Below are 25,620 nucleotides of genomic sequence, written 5' to 3' on the forward strand. Positions count from 1 at the left end.
GATATCTGCGGTGCTATACCGAATACCGACCTTGGGCCACCGGCTTCTCAATTCACAGAGCGGGGTACTGCCATGTCAGTAGCACACAGAATGCTTCTCGTTTATGCGGCCCTGAGCTTGTTGATGTTCTCGTCAGCTTCCTCAGCCCAGTCGTTCAAGCCCTTCGGTGGCCTGGACTGTAATGGCCACAGCAAAATTCAAAAACCACTCAGACCACAGGATGTTTGCACCGACTTCCACAATGAATACGGGGGACGGGGCTACGACAACGGTCACTACATCGGGCATGACGAGCCCAGTGTCGGCTTCATCTCAACCGTCCCTCACTCCGGCAACAATACGCAATGGGAGTTCACGCTGCCCCGCGAACGTCCGCTGCCGGCAACACAGTCCTTCGAGAACTACATCACTTTCTGGCTCTCCATGGCGCTCTGCGATCCTAATTCAGGCTTTGTGCGCGGACCCTGCATTCCGGATAGCGACAAGAACAATCCCACCTCCGCCGGGTCTGCATTCCTCGAGATGCAGTTCTATCCTCCCGGCTTTCCCCTTTATCACCCAGGTCAGTTGTGACCTGACCCACTGGTGTGCGTCCCTGCACATCAACAGCCTCGAAAATATGGATACCGGAGGCCTCAATCCCAATTGCACTGAGACTACAAACTTCGCGTTCATTCAGACCGATGGAGTTCCCACCGGACCCCCTGGCCCCAACACTGTTACCAACGCGAGCTTCACTCCAAACAGTCGTACCTTGCTGATGAACCAGGGCGACCGGCTGCGCGTCACCATCCTGGACGTACCAGGAGATGTCTTGGGAGGCGTGATGACGATGATCCAGGATCTGACCACGGGTCAGTCCGGGTTCATGGTAGCTAGCGCCCACAACGGCTACCAAACCACCAATCCGAACACCTGCGCCGGAACCAACTTCAGCTTCCATCCCGAGTTCGACACTGCGAAGTTTGGCAACTTTGTTTCCTGGGCCGCACTGCAAGCCAATGTCAACGTCTCCGTGGAAATCGGTCACTTCACCCCCGGCGCCCATGGCGACAGCGACTCCGATGACGCGCCCTGCTTCCCAGGACCAACAGTCGCTGGCTGCTTGAACTTCGCGACAGGAGGGGACCTCGACTTTGACGGCACCTCTTACCTGTTCGACTGGCCAGACGGCACGCGCAACAACGCCACTTCCGTTGCAATCCAATCTGCCAAAGGTGGCGGCATCGGCCCACTCAGTCCGTCTGACGATTCTGGCAAATACGACCAGCCCTTTCCAATCATTCAGATCGAGACCGACGTTGCAGCCTCAGAAAGCACCTGCCAACCGAACGGAGTCGGCTGCGTCGTCCCGCCAGTGGGCGCACAGTTCTATCCCTTCTATGCTGTAACAAAGAACGGAGGCAACGACGACTTCAACGATGACCGCGAAAACTGCACCTTGGTCTTCGGCAACTTCACAAACCCGGACTTCAATAACTTTGGCGGCGATGCGCAGTACGGCGCGTCGAATTTATATTGGTTCTTCGGCCAGAACACCAGTGGCCCGCGAACCAATCCGTGCATCCCGCATCCGAAGGGCGGGGATGAACGTTGATGTCCTTCGCTTAGTGAATCCTCTCTGCATGGGGCCCCATTCGAGACGTTTTGTGCGAATCGGACGGGGCTCCATCTGACAAGGCTTTGCGTTGCTGAGCGCCTCTCTGTTCTTGGAGCGATCTTCCATGCAGGGCCCCACGCCCCGAGCTTCTCAAAGCGTTTTATGGGCCTTGACTTCGGGGGACAGCCTACATCAGATAACTGCGCGGAGGGCAACCGTCACGCCGTCACGTGCGGTCTTGAGAGCACCGGCGACCGTTTCACCGGCGGCGATCGTGTGTGCGAGTGCCGATCTCCTTCGTTTTCCCGGATGCTCAAAAGCGACGGCCTCTATCCCACCACCGAAGAGTGTGTGGCTCTCTTCCAGTCGATCCAGTGCGGCGTTCAACTCCGCGACAACCGCCTCGGCCTCATCGGCAACCACGATCACTTCCACACTGATTTTCTTGTATCGCATCGGAATACCTCTGCCTCCAATCTTATGCTCCCGGCTCCAAAGCAGACCGCAAGCAACTCGCCGCAGGACTACCTCCGGATGGCCGAGCAACCGGGAATTGAAGATGGATTGAAGCGTCAGCGATGTTCAGCATTGCGTGCGGCGCAGTTGTTGTGTGGCCTCAATAGGCCAATTGCTGGAGCAATCTAAGTCAGTCTGTGATGAAACCGAAGGACTTGTCTTCTGGACGCGGTACCTCGGCATAGCCCGGTTGCAACCTGGTATCGGTCGCGTCACTTACTGGGTCAGAACTTTGGGAATATTGACTTGAGATGTTGCGAGATCATAGACGCCACCCGTGATCAGCAGGCCCTCCAACTCGGGATCCTTCTGCAGAACCTTCACGCCATGGATGACGTTTTGTTCGGTTACGAGCGGAATGAATGTCTTGAGATCGTCCGGGTTTCCGCCCAGACTTATGGCCGCCGCAATAGCCGGGTAGATCAATTCTGCAAACTGGAAGGTCCGCCCTGGGTAGGACATTATCGCCGCTTTCACCGCGCCGCAGTCCGAGTGGCCAAGCACGAAGAGTATCAACGCCCCAAGGTATTGCTCCTTCGTCCCGTAATAGAGGCTCTCGGTCAACGTTCCCTCCGCACAATTGCCCGCGACACGCGCGACGAACAGATCGCCTATTCCCTGATCGAAGACCAGCTCTGGCGGAACCCGCGAATCCGAGCAGGAGAGAATCGTTGCGAATGGAGACTGCCCTTGTACCACGGACATGCGGCGGCCTCGATCCTCGTGCGGATGGCACTGAGTAAATGTCGCCCATCGTTCATTTCCCTTTGCCAGTGCCTGGAGCGCCTTCGCGGGAGTCTCGGGCGGAGGATTCTCCTTGCAATGCTTCGGGCATTGGGACTCGCCCTCCTGGTCTAACCCCCATGCGGGCGACAGCGCTGTTGCGAGCCCGGTGAATGCACAGCCCCGCAACACGTTCCTCCTGCTGATCGGCCAATTTGCAAATGATTTCAACATGTTTCCTCCTCGACGAAGAGTCTTTGCAAGAACGTTTTCCAAAAACTAGACGGGAATTTCCTCTACGGGCTCAGCCCATAGGCAAAAACAGGATGTCCATTTTGGAATCTCAGGCCTGACTGCAACACATGGTCTACGCTTCCTAAAGTCCTGTGTCAAGAGATGAAGCACCGATAAGAGAGTTGGAGCTCAGATTGTGAGTCCTAGACCCCAGTTGCAGCCTTGGATTACCCGTCGTTGCATCAGTAACGGGAAATGATAGGACCCTATCAGGGCTTCCCCGGGCAGAGATGCGAGCGGACTGCCGGGTTATGTCTTCCGGGGGCAGTTTTGATAAACGTCGGACTCTATCGGGACTGCCCCGAGCCAAAAGCGGCTAGCCAGAACATCTCTGGTCGGCAGTTTCGATAGAGCCGTTTCAAGTGGTCGCTCGCGTTTGCGGCGGATGCGGTTTGTTATGGGAATTCAGTCGTACTTCTGGCCGTGAAGGCAGCCGCTTTTTCCGGCGAGCGAGTACCGGATTATTGGACCAAGTCGTTGACTTGAGACTTGGTCCATCTGTCGCAACGTCGATTTTGTTGTCCAATTTCCATCTCAGATTGCGTATTGGCTGTCCTTACGGTTGGCTCCGCCGCTTGGATTCAAGATTCGTCTGACCGGTGTTGTTCCCCCCGCCTGGCTTCATCCGCATCCTCCGCCAGATCGTGCAACAACCTGAAGAACGCCCCTGATTGACCGATGAAGAGTCCCATTGACGTCAGGAACTTGACCACGCCCATGGCAATGCCCTTCGTTTCTGTGGGACGGATGATCGAGCATGGCGGGAGCTTCCGGCTCAGGAATGGGCACGGCTCAGGCATGATCAGGTTAGTTTGGAAATCCTCGCCACCAAACGGTGGAGAGTTCAGGTCTGGAAACGTCACCGAGACTTTTGTCACTGGATCCACTGCAGTCAGTGGCTTCGCATTGCCCGCCTTGTCCGACCAGGTTTGAAAGTGCATGGTCTCGGTGGGTCCAATGCTGATCAGAATTCGCAAGACCTCCACGCTGGTGGCTCTTTGAGCCATCGAGGGGTAGAGGCTGTTGCCACCTTGTTCGATTGTGGGGAAGTGGAAACCGGCAGTATTTGCGATCGCCTGAAGAAAGTTTGGATCTATGGTATCGGCATCGGTCCTGGGAATTGCGGTATGCTCCCCCACCGCTAAAGTTGGTATCGCCTGCGGGAACGTGAAATTCGGATCGAGGTCAGGGTTATGGGTACTGCTCCGATAGCGAGTCCACCAACTGGTGTCCAGCGTCAGTTGCATCAGGTTTGTGATCCGTAGTTTCCCGCTGGAGCCCTTCGCTGTGCTGCCCGGTAGAGTGCGGAACGGCTCAAGGTCTACGGTCGCTGCTCCTTTGGAGGCAAGATATGCATTGAGGAAGTTTTGATGGGTGAATTCATCGTCAGTATTGTCATGGACGTACTGCGCCATGTCGGAGTCCAGCATCGAAAGGGCGGCGGTGTAGGCAGGATTCCCACTTCCACCCGGCACTTCGCTGTCTTGAACGCCTCCCAGTTCGTTGTACTGCACCCAGAAGTCAGTCTCAATGATTTCCGCTGCCGCCGCGAACCGAAGCAGGGCTGCATCTCCTCGAGTGAGACGGCCACCACGTTCTTCAAATTCCTGTTCCGCTAATACGGGTGAGCTATTGGCCAGGAGTCCGACGCCAGTGGTCGCGATAGTTGCTGCGGTCAGTCCGTTCTTTACAAACGAACGCCGATCGATTGCGGTTTTCATACTGCTCCACATGTCTTTCATAGAAGAGCCTCCTTACGCTAGAATCCTGAACCTGTTAACTCGGAGCTGGTGTCAGTGGAGCGTAATGATGTTGTCATTTATCTGTTTCGCACTCGCCGCACGCGCGCGGACCAACAGATAGGAGCGAACTCACCCGAAAGCGCCTGCGCGAAAAGCTCGCGAGATCGTCGGGTTGCATAGGCTGCCTCGTACGCCCCGAATTAACCTGTCAACCCCCTGACTGCTCCAAACCCGCTCCAGACGGGGCGATTCGCGTGGCGTATACACCCCTCCCGCCCGCTATAATGGAATATAGGAGATACGCCCGGGAGGTTGCCGGGGCTCTTCGCGTGAAGCAGCCATAACTCCTTCATTTTGAATATTCTGCAAGCAAGTCCTTTCAATGGAATATTTTGCAGACACTGCCCACCCGCAAGCCGAACAAAATAATAGACTTTGCTGCAAGATACCCCACCCCCCGGGGAGGGGGATGGCCCCACTCCGACAAACTCGAGATCTGCGTCTAAACTGTGGAATCACAAGATGGATCATCCGCGCCGCACCGCAAAACTCGCCGCAATTCTCCTCGCCGCTACCATCAGCGCGCCACAATCTCTCCATGCTTTGCTGCAACACACCACCGCCCTCGAGCCAGATAACTCGGCGCCGCACCGCACCCGCCTCATCCTCAAGGACGGCAGCTACCAGGTCATCATGAGCTACCGCATCGTCGGCAACGTAGTCCACTACATCAGCGCCGAGCGCGGCGGAGCCGAAGAGGAGATCCTCTCAACCTCGTAGACCTCGATGCCACCAAGCGCTGGGACCGCCAGCACTCTCAGCCCACCGCGACCGCCGACAACCCCCAGCCACCCGCCATCGACCCCGAGCTCCTCAAAGAAGAGGCCGACCGCGCCGCCCTCACGCCCGAGGTCGCCAAGGATCTCCGCCTCCCGGAAGAGGACAGCACCCTCGCCCTCGACACCTACCGTGGCACCCCAGAGCTGGTCCCTCTCGCCCAGACCGACAGCGACCTCAATCGAAACACGGGACACAACCTCCTCAAGGCCGCCGTCAACCCCCTCTCAGCCTCCCACCAGATCGTCGAGCTCAAAGGGGAGACCTCGCCCATCCAGCTCCACGTCAAAGATCCTGTCCTCTACCTCCGCATCGGTGACGAGAGCGTGGGCTCGACAGCCGGTACGCCCCTGACCGTCGACACCCACGGAGCCACCAGCCACGCCGCGAACGACCCCACCGGTGGCTCCCCCACGAGCCGTTACGTCATCGTTCGCGCCGACGTCCGCAAGGGAGCCCGGGTCATCGCCAGCTTCCGCATCGGTCTCCTCGGCGGGGTCCAGCATCAGGAAGATGTAGTCGAAACCACCACGGAGCTGCTACCCGGAGGACACTGGCTAAAAATCACCCCCAAAGAGCCCCTCGACTTCGGTGAGTTTGCCCTGATGGAAGTTCTCTCGGACAAAGCCGTCAATCTCGGCGTCTGGGACTTCGGCGTCCACCCCGTCTCCCCCGAAAACCGCGACGTCCTAAAGCCCGAGCCCCGTCGGGGTGTCACGCTCGAACACCGAGGTCCCGGTTAGCCCCGCGGGATCAAAGAATTTTAGTGGAGAAATTGCCTAGTTGCGGGGAATAGAGTCGCGCTCAAGAAACATTCCCGAAACTTCCCGACGCGAGCCGCCAGCGGATCTGGCCGTCCCTGCGCGTCCGATCATGCCCTTGCCTGCTACCGCGACATTGTCTCGCGTTACCTTGGCCTCATACATCATCGTATCGGCAGCCCGGAGAATCGTCTGGACCGTATTCCCGTCCTCAGGATAGGTTGCCAATCCAAAGCTTCCCGAGAGGCTGAGCGAAAGCCCTGCACCCTCCAGAAAGCGCGCCGACCGCAGATCCTCGCACAGTGCCATCGTGGTCCCGCTCGCCGCTGCCTTCCCCATTCCCGGCAGCAGTGCGACAAACTCGTCCCCGCCGTAGCGAAAAGCCGCATTGTTCGGACCCAGGCTGCGCCTCATCAACCCGCCAATCTCAGCCAGGAGCCGGCTTCCAATCAGATGGCCATGGGTATCATTCACCGACTTGAAGTGATCCAGATCGACAAACATCAAACTGAATACCTGTCCCCGAGCTACCTCTTCCTCAAGCATGGTGTACAGGTGCCGGGCATTGAAAAGTCCCGTCACGTCATCGGTGATGGTCAACTCCTGAATCAAAGTCATGGACCGCGCGTTCTGAATCGCGATCGCAGCGTAATCGCACAGAATTCGTAGAAACGAGATCGAGTGCTCCGACAGCAGATCCAGCTTGCTGTTCAGCAGTTGAATCACGCCCAGTGTCTTATCGCCGGATCGCACTGGCACGCAGGCAATAGACTGAATCTTCAGGTCAGGATGTTTATTCGCAAACGCTGACCAATGTGGATCAAGCGCCACATCAGGCACCACCAGAGGATTTCCCGTCGCCGCCACCCAACCTGCAACTCCCTCGCCGAGCGGAACTCGCAAACCCTTCAAACTTTCGGCATTCTCCCCCACCGCGATCGCGTAATAAAGTTCACCAGACTTATCGTCCACCATCAGCAGCGACCAGCGTTCAGGCCCAAAGAACTGAGCCATCTTATTCATGATGGCCCCCAGAATCTCTTCCAGTTCAAGGCTCGAAGTCAGCGCGCGAGCAACGTCATGGAACACTCGAAGGTGATCCATTTGACGACTTTCGATCACTTCAAACTGCCGCCTGTCCTTCAATCGCTGTCCTTATACTTGTATGTGCATTTTTTTGCACATATTACATATCAGCCTCTCATAGCTCTCGCGATAATTCAACAAAAGTCCGCGACAGAAACGCACAACAACAATGCCACTCACCCGCCGATATGAACCATACTGCGCGACGGCTTTTCAAAACCTGGTTCACCAATGTGATGACGTGCTTCTTTCCGCATCACGATCCGGCGGATGTACGCTGCTAGCTCCTCATCCGTTCCGCCTCGCAGCATCTCGCCATATAAGTCGTGGTCGCTCTGCGAAAACAGACAAGTCCGTATCTTTCCGTCTGACGTCAACCTCACTCGGCTGCACAGCCCGCAGAAAGGGCGCGACACCGGAGCAATAATCCCTATCTCTCCCAGACCATCGTCAAAGGTGAACCGCTTCGCCGTTTCGCTGGCCGCATGCGGAGCCAGTTCCACCATTGGACGGTACGCATTCAACCGCTCCACAATCTCGTCCATCGAGACGACAGACTCCCTCTTCCAGCTTCGGCCTTCCTCGAGGGGCATCCACTCGATGAACCGAACGATGACTCCTTCTCGCCGTGAGAACTCCGCAAACTGTTCAATCTGTCCATCGTTGAACCCGCGCAGCAGCACGCAATTCACCTTGACTGGTCCCAGTCCTACGGCCTGCGCCTTACGAATCCCGGCCAACACCTTTTCATAGCTCCGCGGAACCCGCGTAATCGCGCTAAATGTCTCTGCGTCCACCGCATCCATGCTGACAGTTACACGATTCAGCCCCGCATCCTTCAGCGGCTGAGCAATTCCCTCCAGCAAATGCCCGTTCGTCGTCAGGGCGATATCCAGCGGGTCGCCGAGTTCGCCGGCAAAGCTCCCATCAGACAAAAATGCTGTCCGCATGTCAGACAGTTGGCGAACCATCTCAACCAGGCCGGACCGCAGCAGAGGTTCTCCCCGGTTAGCCTTACCTTTTCCACTCCCAGTGAGACGAAGACCCGCACCATCCTCAGGTAATCTTCAATCGAGAGTTCGGTGAACTGGGCCCCCTCGTTCCCGGTCCGGCAATAGACGCATTTGTAGTTGCAGCGATCAGTCACAGAGACACGCAGGTCTGTAATAGACCTGCCAAACTTATCTCGCAGCCTTCCCGGAACCTGAAAAGCTTGCTCCTCCAACTCCAGAATCGCGGTATTTCCATCGCCAATCATCAAGAGACGTACCCGGGTCGCAGCTACTTATTTCCCATACAAACTTTAGATGCAATGCCTCAGAAAGCGAATCAGTAGAACCGAAGTCTCTGCAGAATCTGTTGTCGGCCAGACGGTTGCTCCTCAAGACACGCGCAACATGGCACCAATTTTATTCATGTTTTTTACGGTGCGTGTAGATCTTCCCGGGATTGCGACTTTAGCCGCAGCATGGCTCAGCGACCGGGACCATCTACTAGAAGACGCGGTTGCTCTGATGTCCGCGTCGTCAATTCTAACGCGCAGAATATCAGCATCCGGACTCGTTGCACAGTATTTATGATCTAACGCTCCAACTCTATAGGTCGTGAAGAAGACCGAAGAGTTGCGCAATTCGGCTTCAATAGCTGAGAAACTCGTTGCTGCCACGTTTCAGGCGGACTCCCAGAATGCCGAAAACCACTGCAGCGGCGAAGGTGATCGCATTCCAGTAAACGACGGGATGGGCCCAACCCGGCGACAAGGTCAGGTCTTGTCCGCTCCACAAGGTCAGCAGGGTAGCCACGATCAGGCTCTGAAAGCAGAGCACCAGAAAAAGCTGGCCACGACGACGGCGTTTATCCAGCCGTTCTACGTCATCCGGCGTCAAATTGCGTTCTTCGATTGGAAGCAGTGTATTCGCCATCGCGTTCTTGATCTCCGGTCTTTCCTGTTCAAATTCCAGCTCGGGCCAAGCAGGCTCCTAGAGCGTCAGTCTAAGTTTGTATTAAATCACAGCCTGCCCGGATCAACCGAACCCGCCAAAAAAGTCTTTCCCGGTAGCCCAAATCAGTACTCAGAACCGCAGGGATCGGCTAAATAAAAGCTACCGACTGAATCCCCACGACGTCGAAACGCTTACGGCACCGGACGTTCTTGCAGCCCATCGGGTCGTCGCGACGAACCATGTAGCTCTGAGCCTTCACAAAACGCGCCCGATCGCGATCGTCGGCACCCCTCGGAAGCTGCGCTTTCTTTCTTCGCACCACCCACTCGATCTGGTACTCCCCTGTTGTCCACAGTGGGGACACGTCATTACATGGGTCCGTTGCTCTGCCCGCTCATCAAAAAGTCCCGCTCTTCCATCCAGCACCTCATCCGGTCCTCGATCCCGAACTGCGGTTCGATTCCCCTCTGCAATCCTGCCTGAGAAGCCCCTTACAAGCAAGAGTCATGCATAATGTTTGGGACTGGCAGCCAGCTTTTGCTTGGGGTCGGGCAGGACACGCTCAGGAGAAGATCAATGACCATCCTCCGCCACGCATCCGTCGTCCTCTCAGCTGCTTTCCTGACTGCAGCAGCCTCAGCCCAGACCATCCAGGTCAACAAGGAAAATCGAACCATCGCGATCACAGCCACCGACAAAGTCATCGTTCTCGCCGACGTCGCTACCCTCCACATCGGCTTCATCGCCTACGGTCCCGATAGCGACTCCGCCTACGCCGCCGGCTCCCGCACCTCCAACGTCATCGTCAAGGCCCTCACCACCGCCGGCGTTCCCAACGACTCCATCCAGAGCGAAAACCAAAACGTCTCCCCGGTGCAGGAGTATCAAATCGACAAGCTGACGCCAGCCGAGAAGGCCCAGCGTAAGTTCCAGGTCACGCAGAGCTGGACCGTTCGGACCAACGCAAACGACGCCGCAAAAGTCCTCGATCTTGCCGTCAAAGCTGGGGCCAATCAGTCAGGTCAGATTGACTGGAGCCTGAAAGACGAAAACGCCCCCAGTCTGAAGCCGCCGCAAAGGCGCTCCAGCGTGCCCGCGTTGTAGCAGCCGAGATGGCTAAAGGCCTCGGCGCCAGCCTCGGAGCCCTCCTCTACGCCAGCAACGAAACCCAGGCGGAGCCACCTCGTCCGCTCATCCGCGCCATGGCCGCCCCTGCGATGGCAAAGGCCGACGTAGCGCCCCTCGCGGTCAACCCACGCCAGATCGAAAAAACCGCAACCGTCTATGCCGTCTTCGCCATAGAATAGGCGAACCAAAGATTCGCCAGTCCTCAACCGGACGAACGACAGCGAGGGAAATATGCCAATCCACACGTACCGCGAACTCAAACCCACTCCCGAAGCTGAGGCCCTCTACCGCCGTTGGTTAGCCAAACTCAACGACGAGTTCACCCGACAGCAGTCGCCCGACCGCCGCTCCGAGGTCGTCCGCGACGAACTCTACCAGATCTACTTCGGTCGTCCCCACGGCGGACACATCAAAGCCGTCCTCAACAGCGAACTCGCCATGTACTGCCTCTCCGAGAGCTTCGATCCGCGCAACATCACCCTCGAACCCGAGTACTACGGCGACATCGACGCCGAGCAATACGCGATCCGCAAGCCGCTCATCTGGTTCTGGCAGATGTTCGACCGCTCCCCCTTGGCCTGAACCACTGGCTGGGCTTCCGCTTCCGCTGCATGCTCGGCCGCCACATATTCCGGCACCTCGGCAAGCACGTCAAAATCTTCCACAACGTCGAGTTCACCTACGGCTACAACCTCACCATCGAAGACTCCTGCACCATCCACAAGAACGTCCTGCTCGACGACCGCGGCGAGATCATCCTTCACGAAGGAACCAGCGTCTCGGACTACGCCAACGTTTACTCACACACCCACGACATTAACAATCAATCCAACATCACCAACAAGGTGACCGAGCTCGGCCCGCGCGCCCGCATCACGTACCACGCCACTGTCCTCGCCGGAGCCAACATCGGCGAAGACGCTATGCTCGGTGCGATGGCGCTCGCCACAAAACCAGTCCCGCAGGAGACCGTCTCAGTCGGAATCCCAGCCAAGGCAAAGATCCGCAAACAGGCCACTCAACTGGCCGCCGAGACCCTCTAGGATCTAGGCACGACGAAGCGCAGGTTTTCTTGTCCTGACTGTCCCCTTCGTCGTGCCGCCTCATTTGTTGTCATCCCCAGGGATCTGCTGTTTCTCTTGCCGTTGCTTTGCCCCGGCGTCGGACCTCGCCCCCGATCCCTGCAATCAGAGCCAAGCAGTCATCTTGTCGGAGCTTCCCCGCGTCGCCTTCTAACCTCCGCTTCACCACTGGAACATCTTTACGGTCTTCTCACGCGATCTTCAGTAAACTTGAGTCTGTATGAATCAGGAAGTTGTCCTCATCGTCTTTCAGGTCGTCGTTCTGGTCCTGGCCTTCAGCATCCACGAGTCCGCCCACGCATGGACTGCATGGCGTCTCGGCGACCCCACCGCCAAGATGCTCGGGCGCGTCACCCTCAACCCCTCAAGCACCTCGACCCGTTCGGCTCTGTTCTCATGCCGCTGCTTGCTCTGGTCTATCATTGGCCCCTCATCGGCTGGGCGAAGCCGACCCCGTTACAGCCCGCAACTTCAAGAACTACAGGCGCGACGACATCCTCGTCACCCTCGCCGGTCCCGCCAGCAATCTCCTCTCCGCCACCGTTGCGCTCATTCTGCTCGTTCTCATCAAACATCTCGTCCCCGGTGGGGTCCTCGCGATCGGCACTGCGATGGCACTCGCCTCTCACATCCCCGGCATCGCCACCGACAATCTGCCAGCGCTCTTTCCCATTGCACTTTTTCTCTACTTCGTAATCCTGATCAACCTGCTGCTCTTCGTCTTCAACTTGATTCCTATCCCACCACTTGACGGCAGCCACGTTCTGCGGCATTTTCTTCCCTACAAGGCTCTTCAGGTCTATGACCGCGTCGGCATGTTCGGCATGATCATCTTGTTTTTGGTCGGGGGAAGCTTCATCTTCAGCGTCTTCTTCACTCCGCTGTTGAACACCTTCAACCACATTCTGTTCACGTTGTAGGCGTCTTTTTTCTGCAAATAAAATAGTGAGGCTGGCGGACCGGGGGTTTGCGCAGTTCCTTGAGTTTTTTGAGGGCTCTTTTGGAAAAAGTGGGTGGTTGAGGATGGTTTTTTGCTGGTGAGAACGTGGTGGGATGCGTGGTAAACGTGGTCTTTTGACCGGCGTTTTCCAGAGCCGAAAAATACGCCAACTTTCTGAACTATTTTTTCTGCCGACTCCTTTTGCCCGTTACGGCTAATCCTCGGAGCACGCTCAACCATAGTCTCTCCCAATCATTTACCCTTGCAGTTGATCGCAATGACTGAAAACACCAACGGCACCCTGACCTCCTCCCGTCCCCGCGTCCTCAGCGGCATGCGACCCACCGGCCGTCTCCATCTCGGCAACTACATGGGCGCGCTCTACAACTGGGTCCAGCTCCAGCACCAGTACGACTGCTACTTCTTCATCGCCGACCTCCACGCCCTCACCACCGACTACGCCGACCCCACATCCCTCCGCCAAAGCATCCGCGACGTGGCCCTGGACTTTCTAGCCGCCGGCCTCGATCCCGAGGTCTGCACCGTCTTCATCCAGTCGCACGTTCCCCAACATGCCGAGCTCTTCACCCTCTTCAGCATGTTCACGCCGCTCCCCTGGCTTGAGCGCGTCCCCACCTACAAGGATCAGCAGGAGCAGCTCCGCGAGAAGGACCTGAACACCTATGGCTTCCTCGGCTACCCCTACTGCAATCCGCCGATATCCTTCTCTACCAGCCCGACTTCGTCCCCGTCGGACAGGATCAGGTCGCCCACGTTGAGCTCACCCGCGAGGTCGCCCGCCGCTTCAACGCTCTCTACTGCTCCCAGCCAACACCGGCCATCGAGAAAGCACGCGAAGATCACTCCGATAAGGAGATTCTCACCGCAGAGCTCTCTGCCAATTCCGTCGTAGCCGGCATCCTGCCCGAGCCCAAGGTTCTCCTGACTCCATCCCCCAAACTCCCCGGTCTTGACGGTCGCAAGATGTCCAAGAGCTACGGAAACACCCTGATGCTCGCCGAACCCGAGGCGGACCTTCGCGCCAAGCTTAAGACCATGGTTACCGACCCCGCGCGCATCCGTCGCACCGACGTTGGCAACCCCGACATCTGCCCCGTCTTCGATCTGCACAAAGTCTTCTCGACCGAAGAGACGCAGCAGAAGGTTCGCCAGGGGTGCACCACCGCAGGCATCGGCTGCATCGAGTGCAAGGGCTGGCTCGCCGACTCCATCGTCCGCGAGATTGCCCCCATCCAGGAACGCCGCCGCGCCCTTGAAGCCGATCCGGGTCAGGTCGACGCGATCCTATGGGACGGCTCTGCTCGAGCCCGCCACCGTGCCATTCAGACACTCCAGCACGTCCGCCAGGCCATCGGCCTCGAGTAACGACCATGCCCGACGAAACTCAATCTCCCCAAACCGCCGCCGAAGAGGCAAAGCCCGAAGAGCAGACCGTCGCCCTGTCGGCTGAAGCAGTCTCCGAAGACTCTTCCTCGGAAGAAGCGACCAATTCGACGACCGCTGCCTCGGCTAACGTAGCAGAAACAGCGACGCCCGAGGTCAGCGAACCCTTCGCCCTCCAGCATCCGCCCGTCCCGTCCCCGCCACCAGACCCAAAGCGCAGCGCCAGAGAAAAGGACAAAGAAAAAGAAGAGGCATCGCAGTCGCCTTTCTCCGTGACCGTCGGCCAGGTCTACGACGGGCCGCTCGATCTTCTTCTCGACCTGATCCGTAAGCAGAACATCGACATCTACGACATCCCCATCGCACGCATCACCAGCCAGTTCCTCGAGTACACCCATCACCTCAAGCAGGTCGACGTCGATGCCGCAGGCGAGTTCATCTACATGGCCTCTCTGCTGATCCACATCAAGTCGAAGACTCTGCTCCCCCGCGATCCCTCGGACGTTTTGAGTGGCGATCCGGAAGATCCGCGCCGCGAGCTGGTCGAGCGCCTCCTCGAGCACGAACGCTTCAAAGCCGCCGCGCAGATGCTTCTCCAGAAACAGCAGATTGAAGAGGCTACCTGGACCAACTCCGGCCTAAGAAACTTCCGCCACGACATCGGCGAAGCAGGCGCACCCACACTCGATGAGAACCGCGAGATTGCAGCCGACACTGTCGACCTCGTCCGCGTCTTTCAAGACATCCTCATCCGTCTTCGCGAGCGCCCCATCCTCAATGTCGACGAGGAATCCGTCACCGTCGCGCAGATGATCGACTACGTCAAACGCCGTTTGCTAATGGAAGACAAACCGATCAGCCTGAAGCGCCTGCTCCACAACACCCACACCGAGCGCGCGCTCATCTGTCTTTTCCTCGCGATGTTAGAACTCGTGCGTCTTCAGGCCGTGTTACTTCACCAGCCGGACCTTCAGGGCGACATTCTCATCAAGAAGACAGAAAACTTCGATCAGGTTTTCACCGATCAGGCCCAGGCCCGCGACGACTGGCGTTAACGCTACTCGCTGCGTACTCTTAGCGATTCGCCCTGCGACGAACAGCAGCAGTGAACCACAGCAGACCTGTACCCACCAGCAACAAGCTTCCCGGCTCGGGAATCGGCGATATGGAAGTATCGACAGCTTCGAAGATCTGTTCACTCTGCCCATCGGTCCACGCGAAGTCACCAATCGAGTTGAGAAAGACCTGGTCAGCGGAACCGCCGCGCAGGAACTGGAAATCGTCTCCAGATCCGATGTACGTCCCGTTCTTACTGCCGTTAGGGTTGTACAACGTCCCCAGTCCAACGAGGCCGTGATTGCAGACCTTCTTTGACGCGTTGAAGCCCGCAGGGGTGGAACTGCAGGGAGTCCCGTCGTCATAAACAAGATCCGGCGGAGCTGCGCTAGGGGTTCCCGCCACGCCATCGACATAGGTGAAGTAGCAGGTAAAGCTCCCCAGGCCGCACGAGTTGCCCTGGAAGATCACAACATCACCCGCTGTGTCCAAGCCATAGATACCCCGGCCATTGGCATTACCCAGATCGAAGATAGTGTATGTGTCTGCAGCTGCCGGTTTTGGACAGAGAAGAAGGGTGACTGCGAGGAGAGCGGCCGAGGCGCTGAGCCAGTGTGCAGGATGTTTCATGGGAATGACCCTCGAAAAGTTGAATTATAGTACCGATTGGTGCCTGCGGCCACGAACGATAGTTGTAGCTCTACGAATTCCTAAAAGCCGGTCTACCACCGTTTCGAGGGAATGGTGCCGATCACAGCAATTCCGTTACAAGCTCAGGTCGGTTATGACTTGCCCTCCAGGATGGACTTGTTCCCACTCGACAAAAATCCCTGCACTGCAAACTCTTGCAAACAAGGAACCATTACCGCGCCCCTCGACCGATCGTCCGCACAGGGCTTCGCTATGAACGGTCAAAAGAACTTATGTTTCACATTCCTGTAACCCTCCATTCGCATACCGCGCCTATCGTCAGCCACACGCATTCATCTTGAATCCTAGGCGAAACCATTATGGCCACTCCTGTAATACACCCCACCGGTTCATTACTTGACCAGAAGATGGGAAAATCGTCGCCCGGCAAGATTGGCGCCATTATCTTTGGCGTCCTGCTGATTGGCGGTCTAGGCTACATTGCCAACCGTCTCTACTCCGATCTTCTACCTGTCCATGAAGGCTCAGCCTTCCCGTATATCCTGCTCGGTCTGGCGCTGTTCATCGCGCTCGGCTTTGAGTTCGTCAACGGCTTCCACGACACTGCCAACGCAGTCGCGACCGTCATCTATACCCACGCGCTCGAACCGCACGTCGCGGTGGTCTGGTCCGGCCTCTGGAACTTCATCGGCGTGCTTACCAGTTCGGGGGCAGTCGCCTTCGCCATCATCTCGTTGCTGCCCGTCGAGCTCATTCTGAAGGTCAGCAAAGGCTCCGGTTTTGCGATGGTCTTCGCGCTTCTCATTGCGGCCATCCTTTGGAACCTCGCCACCTGGTGGAAGGGTCTTCCAGCATCAAGCTCTCACACCATGATCGGTTCGATCATCGGTGTCGGTGTCGCGAATCAACTGATGCACGGCACCAGCGGCGTCAGTGGCGTCGATTGGGAGCAAGTCACCAAGGTCTTCAAGGCGCTTCTTATCTCGCCATTGGTCGGCTTCGGCTGTGCAGCTCTCGTCTTTCTGCTGTTGAAGGCTGTTTTGAAGGATCCGCGTCTCTACGAAGCGCCAAAGGGTGCCGAGCCACCACCGTTCTATATCCGCGCTCTGCTGGTGCTCACCTGCACCGGCGTCAGTTTTGCCCACGGATCGAACGATGGCCAGAAGGGCATGGGCCTCATCATGCTGATCCTCGTCGGCACGGTGCCTACGGCTTACGCCCTCAACCACACCGTGGGCGTCAACCAGGTTCAGACCTTCGCAGCCGTATCCCAACAAGTGATCGGAGCAATCGGCAACTACATTGATCCCAACACCACAGTCGCCGACAGCGCTCCCGAACTCGAATCCTTCGTCAGCACCCATAAGTTCAGCCCGCACACCATGCTTGCCCTGCAGGAGATGGTGGGCGACATCCGCAACGAAGCCACGCAGTACAAGTCTCTCGGTGCTGTGCCTTCAAGCATGCAGTCCAACGTTCGCAACCAGATGTATCTCACCAGCGAGACGCTCCGCCTGATGCCGAAGTACGGTCCCACGATCAGCGACGGCGACCAGAAGATCTTCAAGAACTACAAGGGCCTACTGGACAACTCGACCAAGTTCATACCGCCTTGGGTCAAGGTCGCAGTCGCCCTCGCGCTTGGTCTCGGAACCATGATCGGCTGGAAGCGCATCGTCGTCACGGTTGGAGAAAAGATCGGCAAGACTCACCTGACCTACGCTCAGGGACTCTCCGCCGAACTCGTCGCCATGTTGACCATTCTTGCTGCAGACCAATATGGCCTGCCGGTAAGCACTACCCACGTGCTCTCCTCCGGTGTGGCTGGCACTATGGCTGCGAATAAAAGCGGCTTGCAGGTGTCCACGCTCCGTGACATCGCTCTTGCCTGGGTCTTCACCCTCCCGGTGGCGGCGCTGCTGTCGGGCTGTCTCTTCTGGGTCTTCAATATGGTCGCGAAATAACTCTTCAGACAGTGCAGCGTAGAGAAGGCTCGCAAAATAGCGGGCCTTCTCTTTTGTTGACCGCTGAATGATTGCTTTATGCTGCTCAAAGGCGGCGTCGACAGATTTCTAGCGCTGCGGCTCGGTCTTTTACAACGACTTATCCGCATCCTAAGAAAGATGACCCTTCGCGTTGGTATGCTTAGAAGTACACCAACGAGACTATGAGCCTTAAAGCAAAGATCGAAGCCGTCATCTACGCCTCAGAAGAACCAGTCACGCTGGCCCAGCTCGCCGGCCTCCTCGGCCACGAAGCTCAGGCCGAGCTTGACCACCTCGACTCCGCCCAGCACTCTCTGGCGCTCGACGCCGCCGCCGCCGACTCGTCTCTCACTCCACGCTCCATCGACGAAGACGATCTCAATAACGAGGTATTCTCCGGTCCCGCTTCGGACGAATCCGGGTCTCACGCCGAAGCGCAGACGCAGGAGGAGATCGAGGCACAGCACGCCGTAGCGCTCGTGCATCATCTTCACGAAGCCGCCGCCCAGGAAGCTGCCCACGCCCGTGCGCTTCGCGAGCACGCCGCAGCAGATGCCGCCGCCATGAGCTCATCGGATGACCTCGAAGCTCCAACCGAGGCCGATTTCCCTGCAGAGTCACCTGCCAGGCACCAGGCCCCGCAGGCATTCGAGGCATCCGCCGCAACAGAGCAGGGAAGCGAGCCCTCTGCCGAAGCCGCTCCCGCTGACAAGGACGACAAGAAGCTAGCCCGCGAGGCCAGGGAAAGGGAGCGCCGCCTCCGCGACTACTTCCGCACCATCCTCGACCAGCTCATCGCCGACTACGTCACCTCCGACCGCGGCCTCGAGATCCGCGAGGTCGCCGGCGGCTACCGTCTCGCCACCAAGCCCGAGTACCACGACGCCGTCCGCGGCTTCGTCAAATCCCTCAAGCCACCCCTCAAGCTCTCTCTCCAGGCCCTCGAAACCCTCGCCGTCGTCGCCTACAAACAGCCCGTCACCGCTCCCGAGGTCTCCGAGATCCGCGGCGTCGACTCCGGCGGCGTCCTCGGCTCCCTGATGACCCGCAAGCTCGTCGCCACCGCTGGCCGCAAACAGGTTATCGGCCGACCCATCCTCTACAAAACCACCAGGGACTTCCTTCTTCGCTTCGGCCTCAAAGACATCAACGAGCTTCCCAGCATCGAAGAGTTTGAGAAGATGGCCGGCGAGCTGGCCGAGCAGGAGGAGATCCCCATGGAGCACCACGCACCCGAGTCCTCAACCGACCTCGAACGAGAGAGATCAGACCGAACCCCAGGCCGACGGCGACAGCAGCGACCGCGAAACCACCGCCGAGACTGTAGCCGACGAATCCATCGTAGACGGCCGGCTCTCCGGTCTACCGCCCAACTACGACACCGACCAGATAGTCGACGGCGAAGACTCTCCCGCCCTCGACGCCGAGATTCAAAGCGAGCAGCGCCACGACTCCGAGGAGGGCTGATAACCGATGACCCCTCCCAACGTCGACCCCGAACCGCTCGACTCTCCCGACAGTCCGGAAGACCACGAGCCGGACACCGTAGCCACCCCGGAGGGCGACGCCGAGGACCTGCCCGACGCCCCCTCAAGCCCGCCCCCAGGGGTATGCAGCGGACACGCTTCATCGACACCAACAAGCTCTAGCGCAGATCGCAGAGGCTGCCGAACTCACGGCATCACCTTTCATCCCCCTGGTCCCTCCGCACGGTTCCGAATCCGGCCCATGGGTATTTCATGACCCTCTGACGACAGCAACATTGCAACCGAATCCCGAACTCTATTCGCACGTCAAAGTCGTCATCTCGATCATCGTAGGCCTTGGTATCACGACCCTGCTCAAAGGCTTCGCGTAGTTTGTCCAGCATCCCAAACGCGCCAAAGCCTCCCTCCTTCATCTCGGCTGGGCCGCATCTCTTCTGCTCTGGATCATTCACTTCTGGTGGTGGGAGTTTCGTCTTGCCATGGTGCAGCAGTGGACCTTCGGCGATCTACTTCTTCGTCATCCTCTATGCGATCCTCTTCTACTTCCTAAGCACCCTGCTCTTTCTGTCGGACCTGAACGACTACAGCGGCTACGAAGACTACTCCTCTCCCGGCGCAGGTAGTTCTTCGGCTTTCTCGCTGCTACCTTCCTTGCTGACATCATCGACACCAGCCTCAAAGGTGCAGCCTATCTACACTCCTTCGGCCTTGAGTATCCCATTCGAATTGCTGCCTACCTCATCGTCTGTGTCATCGCGATGATTACGAAAAATCGGCGCACGCAGCTAACCCTCCTTACTCTGTCCGTCGCCTATCAGATCTCCTACATCGTCCGCCTCTACGCCACAGAGTAGTGCAGGACCATGACATCTTCTAGCTCAAGCCCACAGCCTCTGACGCGCCAGTACCAGCAGTCCTGCAATGCCGGAGCCGAGCAGAACGATGCTGGATGGCTCCGGGACCACGGTCTCGTTGATCGTAATGTTATCGATGTTCAGTTCGATGGCTTCTTCCACTACATCAGGAAAGACGACTGCATCGATATTGGACCAGTTCAAAGTCAGCAAGCCGTTGGGACCGATATCCGCAGTGTTCCCTTGGTCGACCAGCACACCCTTTCTGTATCCGTAAAACTCAACGCTAGGGTCAAGTGCGATCTCCATATTGTTTAGCGTAAACGCCGCTCCAGAGGAGGAATAAGACTCAGGAGTAAACATTGAGTAGGGAAGCGGATAGGGATAAGCAGGGGGCTCAAAAGGATTATCTCCACCAAAGATGTACTCCGTCCCCGGAATGACCATCTCGTTCTGATCCAGTTGGCCGTAGACATAAAATTCAGTGAAATTAAGTGGCCCGGCCGAAGCGATAACCCTCGAATCTACGGTGTTGGCCAGTCCTGCAAACGTGATCGTCTCCGCGCTACCGAACCGGGTGGCAACGAACATCACGGACAGAACAGCGAGAATTTGGAAAGATCTCATCATTTTCTTCTCCTTTAGAAGGCGAACCAGACACCAGGACAAGGTGCATGACAGTAAAAACTCATACCGAGAAATGATTTAGGCTCCAACTTCGCTGACCGTGCGGCCAATCATCGGCCAATTCTAGGCTCAACCCGATCGAAACGCCACGTAACTTGCACTCCGCTAACTAACGCGTCATATTGCTTCGCATTGAACCGCATCATCGCTCTTGCACGTCATCCCGGCAATCGAAAGGCTTCCTATTGCTTCGGAGGGCCGTCGCAATGACGCACCGGCCGCAATCCCGCACGATACAATCGATACAGCTACACACCGACCGCGATGAGCAGCCCCGCAGTCAGAAAGACGGAAACACCATGACGAAGTCTGCCTCCACCCCAAAGCCCGACGCCAGCGAACAGCCCCAAGGCGACCGCCTCCAAAAGATTCTCGCGCAAGCAGGCATCGCCAGTCGCCGCAAAGCCGAGGAGATCATCCTTGAAGGCCGCGTGCAGGTCAACGGCGTCATCGTCAATACGCTCGGCACCCGCCACGACGCACTTAAAGATCACATCCGCGTAGACGGCAAGCTCCTTCACGGCCCCGAGCAGCAGCGCTACTATATGCTCAACAAACCGCGCGGCTACGTCACCACCCTCGACGATCCCGAGAAGCGACCCACTGTCATGCAACTCATGGCGAAGCAGAAGTCCGGCCCCCACGGAGATAACGTTCGACTCTATCCCGTGGGCCGCCTCGACTATCTCAGCGAAGGTCTCATCCTGATGACCAACGACGGCAACCTCGCCAACGCACTCTCGAAAGCCGCAGCCGGAGTAGAAAAACCTATCTCGTCAAAATCAGCGGAACCCCGCCTGCTTCAGGCCTCGATCAGATTCGTCGCGGCATCATGATCGACCGCGGCCGTCTCGACGAGGTCCGCAGCGGCCGTCGCGACCGCATCATCACCTCGCCCGCCAAAGTCGAACTCGTTCGCGGCGGCGACAATCCCTGGTTCGAGCTCACCCTCATCGAAGGCCGCAATCGCCAGATCAGAAAGATGTTCGAAGAGATCGGCCACCACGTTGAAAAGATTCGTCGCATCGGCTACGGCGCGCTACGCCTCGACGTCCCGCCAGGCGAGTTCCGCGAGCTCACGCTCGGCGAAGTGACGGCACTGGACCGCGCAGCGAAGGGCAAAAAGGTCGTCCCCAAAAAGAAGACGCCCGAGTTCGCGCAGCTTAAATCCCCCGCAAAGAAAAAGTTCTCGAAGCCGCGCCGACAACCCACCGGCACCAAGTCCGCAAGTCGTCCGCGCCGCCCAAATTAGTCTGTCGTCCATCCGACGTTCACTCTTTCGTAACCACATTCATAGAACGTTTGTCTAACTGAGTATCTACCGGATACCCCTGTTTTTCTACGACCTTTGATCGCTTGACACAGCTCTCTCGACACGCTCAGAATACTCGCGCTATTAACCTTCCGGCTGATGACAATCGCAACCCGGGAGCATCCAATAAGAACAGCAAGGATGTAGTCAAGGAGCAGCAGAGTGGCAATTGAAAAAGCAACATTTGGAGCAGGATGTTTTTGGGGAGTTGAGACCCGTTTTGGCGAAATCACAGGTGTCATCGATACAGCCGTAGGATACGAGGGCGGCAACCTCGAACACCCAACCTACAAAGAAGTCTGTACCGACCGCACCGGCCATGCGGAGGTCGTCGAAGTCACCTTCGATCCATCTCGCGTCTCCTACGAAACACTGTTAGACGCGTTCTTCGCCATGCATGATCCCACTCAGGTCAACCGCCAGGGTCCCGATTGGGGCACACAATACCGCAGCGTCATCTTCACCAGGACCAACGAGCAGTTCGCGCAAGCACGAGCAAAGATCGCCGAGCTCAGCGCCGCAGGCTCTTACCGTAAACCCATCGCAACCCAGGTCATTCCTTCCACCACTTTCTGGAAAGCCGAAGAGTATCACCAGAAGTATCTCGAAAAGCGTGGCATGGTGAGTTGCCACATCTAGCTTCATTCCAACTCAATCAAAAACGGCGGCAACGATTCCATGATCTCGTTGCCGCCGTTTTCTAATCTCTGGCAAGCCAGAGAAACTCATTCCGCGCGCAGTGCGGTTGTAGGGTCTACCGAAGAGGCACGTCGCGCCGGCAGAATCGCAGCCAGAAGCGCAACCACGGCGATCAACAAGACCACCCCGGCGAGAGTCAGAGGATCCGCAGCCGAAACCCCGAAGAGCTGAATCCGCAACAGCCGTCCCAGCATCACCGAGCAGGGAATCGCCACAACGACCCCTATCCCCGCCAACCGCAAAACATCTATCAACACCAGGCGCGACACGTTCAGCCTCGAAGACCCTAACGCCATGCGTATCCCAATCTCCCGCGTACGCTGCGCCATCGAGTACGCCAGCACACCGTAGAGACCAACCGCCGCCAGCATCGTCGCCAGCAACCCAAACGAGATCGCCAGTAGTTCGATCATCCGCTCATTCCCCAGCGTCGTATCAATCTGATCATCCATCGTTCGAAGCTCATCCACTGCGAGGCCTGGGTCGATCTGCTTCATCGTCTGTCGCGCCATCGCGAAGCTCTGATCCGGAGGCGTCGCAGTCCGAAGGTAGAGATAGAGCTGGTCGGCGAACTTAGCCTGCTTCAGCGGAGAAAACAGTGTCGGCACAACCGCGTCCCGAAGATTCGAATGCTTCGCGTCTCGCGTCACCCCGACGATGGTCATATATTCTCCCGGCTTGCCGTCTCCGCCCACCAGACGCCTTCCCACTGCTGCAGCGGGAGTGGAGAAGTAGTGCTTTGCGAAGCTCTCGTTCACAATCCCAACCAGCGGATGCGTCGCATCATCGTCTTCAGTGAAGCCTCGTCCGGCCAGCACAGGCTCTTGCATCGCGTGAAAGAAGTTCGCATTGACATAAGGGATCTCAACCGGGAAGTCCTCGTCTGGAAGAGCGGTAAAGCCCTCTACCGTGACATCTCCGCTATGTCCGATGTCAGCAAGCTCCTCATCATTGGTCGCGCCAACAGCCTGCACTCCAGGCAGCGCCGCCATGCTCTCCAGAATCTGTTGGTGCAACGCCGGAATCTTCTCCTTCGCATAACCGGACAGCAGTGGGCTGACGTGAAACGTAATCAGGTGCGAAGTATTGATCCCCGTGTCGACGTGCCGAAGGTTCTGCATCGTGCGCACAAACAGCCCGGAGCCCACCAGCAGCAACACGCTCAGCCCCACCTGCAGCGAAACAATCCGACCTCGAAAACTTAACGCTCTCCCCGACGCCGTCGTCGTCTGCTGCTTGAGGGAGTTCACGATATCCGGCCTCAACAACTGCATCGCAGGCGCGAGACTGAAAAGAATACTCACAGCCACGGCGATGGCGAAGTTGAAGGCCAGCAGACGGGCGTCCAACGTTGTAGAAAACGCTGTCGGTCCATCCGTGCTCAGCCGCTGCACCAGCACACGCAGGCACATCGGCGCGATCACCAACCCAGCCACGCCTCCAGCAATACCAATCAGCACACCTTCAAGTAACAATTGCTGCACAACACGCCGTGCATTCGCACCCAGCGCGTAACGCAGCGAGAACTCCCGCACTCGTGCCGCCGAACGCACCAGCAGCAAACTCGCCACATTCACCGCAGCGATCAGGAGCACAAGAAACGCCATCCCCATCACCGCGTACAACGGTTTTTGCAGCGACTCCCGGCTATACGACAACCCCCGCGCGCCAGGCGCAACCAGCAGCTGGCTCCGGGTCAGATACTCATCAACGAAGCGCTGCGACTTCGTCCCCAGCGCCTTCAACTCCTCTGCGCGCAGCGCATGCCACAAAGGCGCCACTGCGATCTGCGCGGGTTGCGGCGTCTCTCCCGGCTTTAGCCGCCCGACGATATTCATCCATCGGTCGGTATGATCCTCGAGTCTCTTGCCCTTGCCCGGAATCACCACATCCAGCATCGACATCGGAACGAAGACGTCCGGCACCTGCCCCCACACCGCACTCTGAAATCCCTGCGCCGCCACCCCTGCAATGACAAACGGCGCTCCGTTGATCGAAATCGTCTCGCCGACAGCATGCGCATCCGATCCCATATGGGTCTGCCAGTAGTGGTAGCTCAGCACCGCAACCGGATTGCCTCCGGGCACCGTATCATCGCTCGCCGTCAGCAGTCGTCCCTCTGCTGCCTTCACCCCGAGCACGCTGAAGTAATTTCCGCTGACAACCTCCCCATCCACCAGCTCCGAGACCTTGTTCCGCGTAATCCCCACTGACGTCGGCGCGGTTGCAATCAGCCCATCGAAGACCGCCGTTCCCTTATCGCGTAGATCTCTGTACATCGGGTACGAAAACGATTGCTCCACCCCCGCCCCATGATCGCTCGAGTGACCTGCCCAGGCATTTCCTGTGCCGCTCAAAACCACCAGCTGCTCCGGTTCGCGCACCGGCAGCGACCGCAGCAACGCCTGATCTAGCAGCGAGAAGATAGCCGTATTCGCGCCAACACCCAGCGCGAGGGTCAGCACAGCGGTCACCATGAATCCCGGCGACCGGCGGATCTGGCGAAGCGAAAAGCGAAGGTCTTGCATTAATGAGGTCATCTTTGCCTCTTCTCAATAATGGGTGACACGTTGATTGGGTGGGATTGCAGCTGAACCGCCAATCTCGTGCACGCCCCAACCCATTACAAAGAAAGGCGTGGTTGATGATACCCAACCCCAAAGCTGTTCATCCGCGGAACCGCCTGTTCATTTGCGGACGCGATCTATCGTGCTAATGGCCACCGTTTATCCGTAGTGGGTCAGTTTAGAACTGCGGAAAACTTGAACTCCGGGCACCAAGGCTACCTATAATTCCGTATCGCGGGAGGGTCCGACGATTGCGTATGGATTCG

At 57.8% G+C, this 25,620-nt stretch carries 25 protein-coding genes and 2 pseudogenes; 18 read left to right on the forward strand and 9 right to left on the reverse strand.

Annotated elements, in window-relative coordinates; translation table 11 throughout:
- Positions 1–90: 90 nt before the first annotated feature.
- From RBB80_RS10725 to RBB80_RS10735, 3 genes are all read left to right on the forward strand, one after another.
- Positions 91–573, forward strand: coding sequence for a hypothetical protein (locus RBB80_RS10725; protein ID WP_433968167.1), 483 nt, complete (start codon positions 91–93; stop codon positions 571–573).
- A gap of 46 nt (positions 574–619) precedes the next feature.
- Complete coding sequence (locus RBB80_RS10730) at positions 620–1,597, forward strand: hypothetical protein (protein ID WP_433968168.1); 978 nt, start codon at positions 620–622, stop codon at positions 1,595–1,597.
- 165 nt (positions 1,598–1,762) lie between these two features.
- On the forward strand, positions 1,763–2,245 hold the full coding sequence (locus RBB80_RS10735) for a hypothetical protein (protein ID WP_433968169.1): 483 nt from the start codon (positions 1,763–1,765) through the stop codon (positions 2,243–2,245).
- An 87-nt stretch (positions 2,246–2,332) separates the two neighbouring features.
- On the opposite strand, the gene RBB80_RS10740 is transcribed toward RBB80_RS10735, so the two are convergent.
- Complete coding sequence (locus RBB80_RS10740) at positions 2,333–3,073, reverse strand: carbonic anhydrase (protein ID WP_433968170.1); 741 nt, start codon at positions 3,071–3,073, stop codon at positions 2,333–2,335.
- Positions 3,074–3,714: 641 nt separating this feature from the next.
- Positions 3,715–4,854, reverse strand: coding sequence for a ferritin-like domain-containing protein (locus RBB80_RS10745; protein WP_433968171.1), 1,140 nt, complete (start codon positions 4,852–4,854; stop codon positions 3,715–3,717).
- A gap of 543 nt (positions 4,855–5,397) precedes the next feature.
- Between RBB80_RS10745 and RBB80_RS10750 the strand changes: the two genes are divergently transcribed.
- Entirely contained in the window at positions 5,398–5,655 is a 258-nt protein-coding gene (locus RBB80_RS10750; protein WP_433968172.1) for a hypothetical protein, read from the forward strand.
- Here the strand turns inward: RBB80_RS10750 and RBB80_RS10755 are convergent.
- Positions 5,601–5,909, reverse strand: a complete 309-nt coding sequence (locus RBB80_RS10755) for a hypothetical protein (protein WP_433968173.1) — start codon at positions 5,907–5,909, stop codon at positions 5,601–5,603. The genes RBB80_RS10750 and RBB80_RS10755 overlap by 55 nt on opposite strands.
- 129 nt (positions 5,910–6,038) lie before the next feature.
- On the opposite strand from RBB80_RS10755, the gene RBB80_RS10760 reads away from it, so the two are divergent.
- A complete protein-coding gene (locus tag RBB80_RS10760) occupies positions 6,039–6,455 on the forward strand; it encodes a hypothetical protein (protein ID WP_433968174.1) in 417 nt (138 codons plus the stop codon).
- 36 nt (positions 6,456–6,491) lie between these two features.
- Here RBB80_RS10760 and RBB80_RS10765 read toward each other — a convergent pair whose 3' ends face one another.
- The 3 genes and pseudogenes from RBB80_RS10765 to RBB80_RS10775 all read right to left on the reverse strand — a co-directional run bounded on the left by RBB80_RS10765 (position 6,492) and on the right by RBB80_RS10775 (position 9,481).
- The gene (locus tag RBB80_RS10765) at positions 6,492–7,562 is read right to left on the reverse strand and encodes a GGDEF domain-containing protein (protein ID WP_433968175.1); all 1,071 of its coding nucleotides are present in this window, start codon (positions 7,560–7,562) and stop codon (positions 6,492–6,494) included.
- 173 nt (positions 7,563–7,735) lie between these two features.
- Positions 7,736–8,817: pseudogene (gene moaA / locus RBB80_RS10770) on the reverse strand (GTP 3',8-cyclase MoaA).
- Between the two features lie 379 nt (positions 8,818–9,196).
- A complete protein-coding gene (locus tag RBB80_RS10775; RefSeq protein ID WP_433968176.1) occupies positions 9,197–9,481 on the reverse strand; it encodes a hypothetical protein in 285 nt (94 codons plus the stop codon).
- A 597-nt stretch (positions 9,482–10,078) separates the two neighbouring features.
- Here RBB80_RS10775 and RBB80_RS10780 point away from each other — a divergent pair.
- The 7 genes and pseudogenes from RBB80_RS10780 (at position 10,079) to RBB80_RS10810 (ending at position 15,111) form a co-directional block, all read left to right on the forward strand.
- Positions 10,079–10,606 (forward strand): SIMPL domain-containing protein, encoded by a 528-nt coding sequence (locus tag RBB80_RS10780; protein ID WP_433968177.1) that lies wholly within the window; start codon positions 10,079–10,081, stop codon positions 10,604–10,606.
- Positions 10,607–10,614: 8 nt separating this feature from the next.
- Positions 10,615–10,809: an SIMPL domain-containing protein gene (locus RBB80_RS10785; protein ID WP_433968178.1), complete on the forward strand. Its 195-nt coding sequence runs from the start codon at positions 10,615–10,617 to the stop codon at positions 10,807–10,809.
- 52 nt (positions 10,810–10,861) lie between these two features.
- Positions 10,862–11,212 (forward strand): hypothetical protein, encoded by a 351-nt coding sequence (locus RBB80_RS10790; RefSeq protein WP_433968179.1) that lies wholly within the window; start codon positions 10,862–10,864, stop codon positions 11,210–11,212.
- A 29-nt stretch (positions 11,213–11,241) separates the two neighbouring features.
- Entirely contained in the window at positions 11,242–11,673 is a 432-nt protein-coding gene (locus RBB80_RS10795) for an acyltransferase (RefSeq protein WP_433968180.1), read from the forward strand.
- Positions 11,674–12,134: 461 nt separating this feature from the next.
- Positions 12,135–12,632, forward strand: a complete 498-nt coding sequence (locus RBB80_RS10800) for a site-2 protease family protein (RefSeq protein ID WP_433968181.1) — start codon at positions 12,135–12,137, stop codon at positions 12,630–12,632.
- A 390-nt stretch (positions 12,633–13,022) separates the two neighbouring features.
- Positions 13,023–14,038: pseudogene (locus RBB80_RS10805) on the forward strand (tryptophan--tRNA ligase).
- A gap of 5 nt (positions 14,039–14,043) precedes the next feature.
- Entirely contained in the window at positions 14,044–15,111 is a 1,068-nt protein-coding gene (locus tag RBB80_RS10810; RefSeq protein WP_433968182.1) for a segregation and condensation protein A, read from the forward strand.
- A gap of 19 nt (positions 15,112–15,130) precedes the next feature.
- Here RBB80_RS10810 and RBB80_RS10815 read toward each other — a convergent pair whose 3' ends face one another.
- On the reverse strand, positions 15,131–15,742 hold the full coding sequence (locus RBB80_RS10815; RefSeq protein WP_433968183.1) for a PEP-CTERM sorting domain-containing protein: 612 nt from the start codon (positions 15,740–15,742) through the stop codon (positions 15,131–15,133).
- A gap of 380 nt (positions 15,743–16,122) precedes the next feature.
- Between RBB80_RS10815 and RBB80_RS10820 the strand changes: the two genes are divergently transcribed.
- The 3 genes from RBB80_RS10820 to RBB80_RS10830 all read left to right on the forward strand — a co-directional run bounded on the left by RBB80_RS10820 (position 16,123) and on the right by RBB80_RS10830 (position 19,997).
- Positions 16,123–17,727 carry an inorganic phosphate transporter gene (locus RBB80_RS10820; RefSeq protein WP_433968184.1) on the forward strand — a complete coding sequence of 535 codons (1,605 nt, stop codon included), beginning with the start codon at positions 16,123–16,125 and terminating at the stop codon, positions 17,725–17,727.
- 203 nt (positions 17,728–17,930) lie between these two features.
- The gene (gene scpB / locus RBB80_RS10825) at positions 17,931–19,397 is read left to right on the forward strand and encodes an SMC-Scp complex subunit ScpB (protein WP_433968185.1); all 1,467 of its coding nucleotides are present in this window, start codon (positions 17,931–17,933) and stop codon (positions 19,395–19,397) included.
- 210 nt (positions 19,398–19,607) lie between these two features.
- A complete protein-coding gene (locus RBB80_RS10830) occupies positions 19,608–19,997 on the forward strand; it encodes a hypothetical protein (RefSeq protein WP_433968186.1) in 390 nt (129 codons plus the stop codon).
- A 116-nt stretch (positions 19,998–20,113) separates the two neighbouring features.
- Here the strand turns inward: RBB80_RS10830 and RBB80_RS10835 are convergent, their stop codons facing one another.
- Positions 20,114–20,719 (reverse strand): PEP-CTERM sorting domain-containing protein, encoded by a 606-nt coding sequence (locus RBB80_RS10835; protein WP_433968187.1) that lies wholly within the window; start codon positions 20,717–20,719, stop codon positions 20,114–20,116.
- A gap of 356 nt (positions 20,720–21,075) precedes the next feature.
- On the opposite strand from RBB80_RS10835, the gene RBB80_RS10840 reads away from it, so the two are divergent.
- The 3 genes from RBB80_RS10840 (at position 21,076) to msrA (ending at position 22,727) form a co-directional block, all read left to right on the forward strand.
- The gene (locus RBB80_RS10840) at positions 21,076–21,612 is read left to right on the forward strand and encodes a pseudouridine synthase (protein WP_433968188.1); all 537 of its coding nucleotides are present in this window, start codon (positions 21,076–21,078) and stop codon (positions 21,610–21,612) included.
- A complete protein-coding gene (locus RBB80_RS10845; RefSeq protein WP_433968189.1) occupies positions 21,609–22,028 on the forward strand; it encodes a hypothetical protein in 420 nt (139 codons plus the stop codon). The genes RBB80_RS10840 and RBB80_RS10845 overlap by 4 nt, the downstream gene beginning before the upstream one ends.
- 222 nt (positions 22,029–22,250) lie before the next feature.
- On the forward strand, positions 22,251–22,727 hold the full coding sequence (gene msrA / locus RBB80_RS10850; RefSeq protein ID WP_433968190.1) for a peptide-methionine (S)-S-oxide reductase MsrA: 477 nt from the start codon (positions 22,251–22,253) through the stop codon (positions 22,725–22,727).
- 86 nt (positions 22,728–22,813) lie between these two features.
- Here the strand turns inward: msrA and RBB80_RS10855 are convergent, their stop codons facing one another.
- A complete protein-coding gene (locus RBB80_RS10855; RefSeq protein WP_433968191.1) occupies positions 22,814–25,327 on the reverse strand; it encodes an ABC transporter permease in 2,514 nt (837 codons plus the stop codon).
- Positions 25,328–25,620: the final 293 nt, after the last annotated feature.

Origin of the sequence: Tunturiibacter gelidiferens (assembly GCF_051013345.1) — a bacterium.
Lineage (GTDB): Bacteria > Acidobacteriota > Terriglobia > Terriglobales > Acidobacteriaceae > Edaphobacter > Edaphobacter gelidiferens_A.

Coding starts and splice junctions, on each gene's coding strand:
- RBB80_RS10845 (WP_433968189.1), top strand. CDS start 21,609: ATGATCGACCGCGGCCGTCTCGACGAGGTCCGCAGCGGCCGTCGCGAC.
- RBB80_RS10730 (WP_433968168.1), top strand. CDS start 620: ATGGATACCGGAGGCCTCAATCCCAATTGCACTGAGACTACAAACTTC.
- RBB80_RS10835 (WP_433968187.1), bottom strand. CDS start 20,719: ATGATGAGATCTTTCCAAATTCTCGCTGTTCTGTCCGTGATGTTCGTT.
- RBB80_RS10790 (WP_433968179.1), top strand. CDS start 10,862: ATGCCAATCCACACGTACCGCGAACTCAAACCCACTCCCGAAGCTGAG.
- RBB80_RS10795 (WP_433968180.1), top strand. CDS start 11,242: ATGCTCGGCCGCCACATATTCCGGCACCTCGGCAAGCACGTCAAAATC.
- RBB80_RS10725 (WP_433968167.1), top strand. CDS start 91: ATGCTTCTCGTTTATGCGGCCCTGAGCTTGTTGATGTTCTCGTCAGCT.
- RBB80_RS10785 (WP_433968178.1), top strand. CDS start 10,615: ATGGCTAAAGGCCTCGGCGCCAGCCTCGGAGCCCTCCTCTACGCCAGC.
- RBB80_RS10750 (WP_433968172.1), top strand. CDS start 5,398: ATGGATCATCCGCGCCGCACCGCAAAACTCGCCGCAATTCTCCTCGCC.
- RBB80_RS10735 (WP_433968169.1), top strand. CDS start 1,763: ATGGGCCTTGACTTCGGGGGACAGCCTACATCAGATAACTGCGCGGAG.
- RBB80_RS10820 (WP_433968184.1), top strand. CDS start 16,123: ATGGCCACTCCTGTAATACACCCCACCGGTTCATTACTTGACCAGAAG.
- RBB80_RS10840 (WP_433968188.1), top strand. CDS start 21,076: ATGACGAAGTCTGCCTCCACCCCAAAGCCCGACGCCAGCGAACAGCCC.
- RBB80_RS10810 (WP_433968182.1), top strand. CDS start 14,044: ATGCCCGACGAAACTCAATCTCCCCAAACCGCCGCCGAAGAGGCAAAG.
- RBB80_RS10775 (WP_433968176.1), bottom strand. CDS start 9,481: ATGGCGAATACACTGCTTCCAATCGAAGAACGCAATTTGACGCCGGAT.
- RBB80_RS10855 (WP_433968191.1), bottom strand. CDS start 25,327: ATGACCTCATTAATGCAAGACCTTCGCTTTTCGCTTCGCCAGATCCGC.
- RBB80_RS10740 (WP_433968170.1), bottom strand. CDS start 3,073: ATGTTGAAATCATTTGCAAATTGGCCGATCAGCAGGAGGAACGTGTTG.
- scpB (WP_433968185.1), top strand. CDS start 17,931: ATGAGCCTTAAAGCAAAGATCGAAGCCGTCATCTACGCCTCAGAAGAA.
- RBB80_RS10745 (WP_433968171.1), bottom strand. CDS start 4,854: ATGAAAACCGCAATCGATCGGCGTTCGTTTGTAAAGAACGGACTGACC.
- RBB80_RS10815 (WP_433968183.1), bottom strand. CDS start 15,742: ATGAAACATCCTGCACACTGGCTCAGCGCCTCGGCCGCTCTCCTCGCA.
- RBB80_RS10780 (WP_433968177.1), top strand. CDS start 10,079: ATGACCATCCTCCGCCACGCATCCGTCGTCCTCTCAGCTGCTTTCCTG.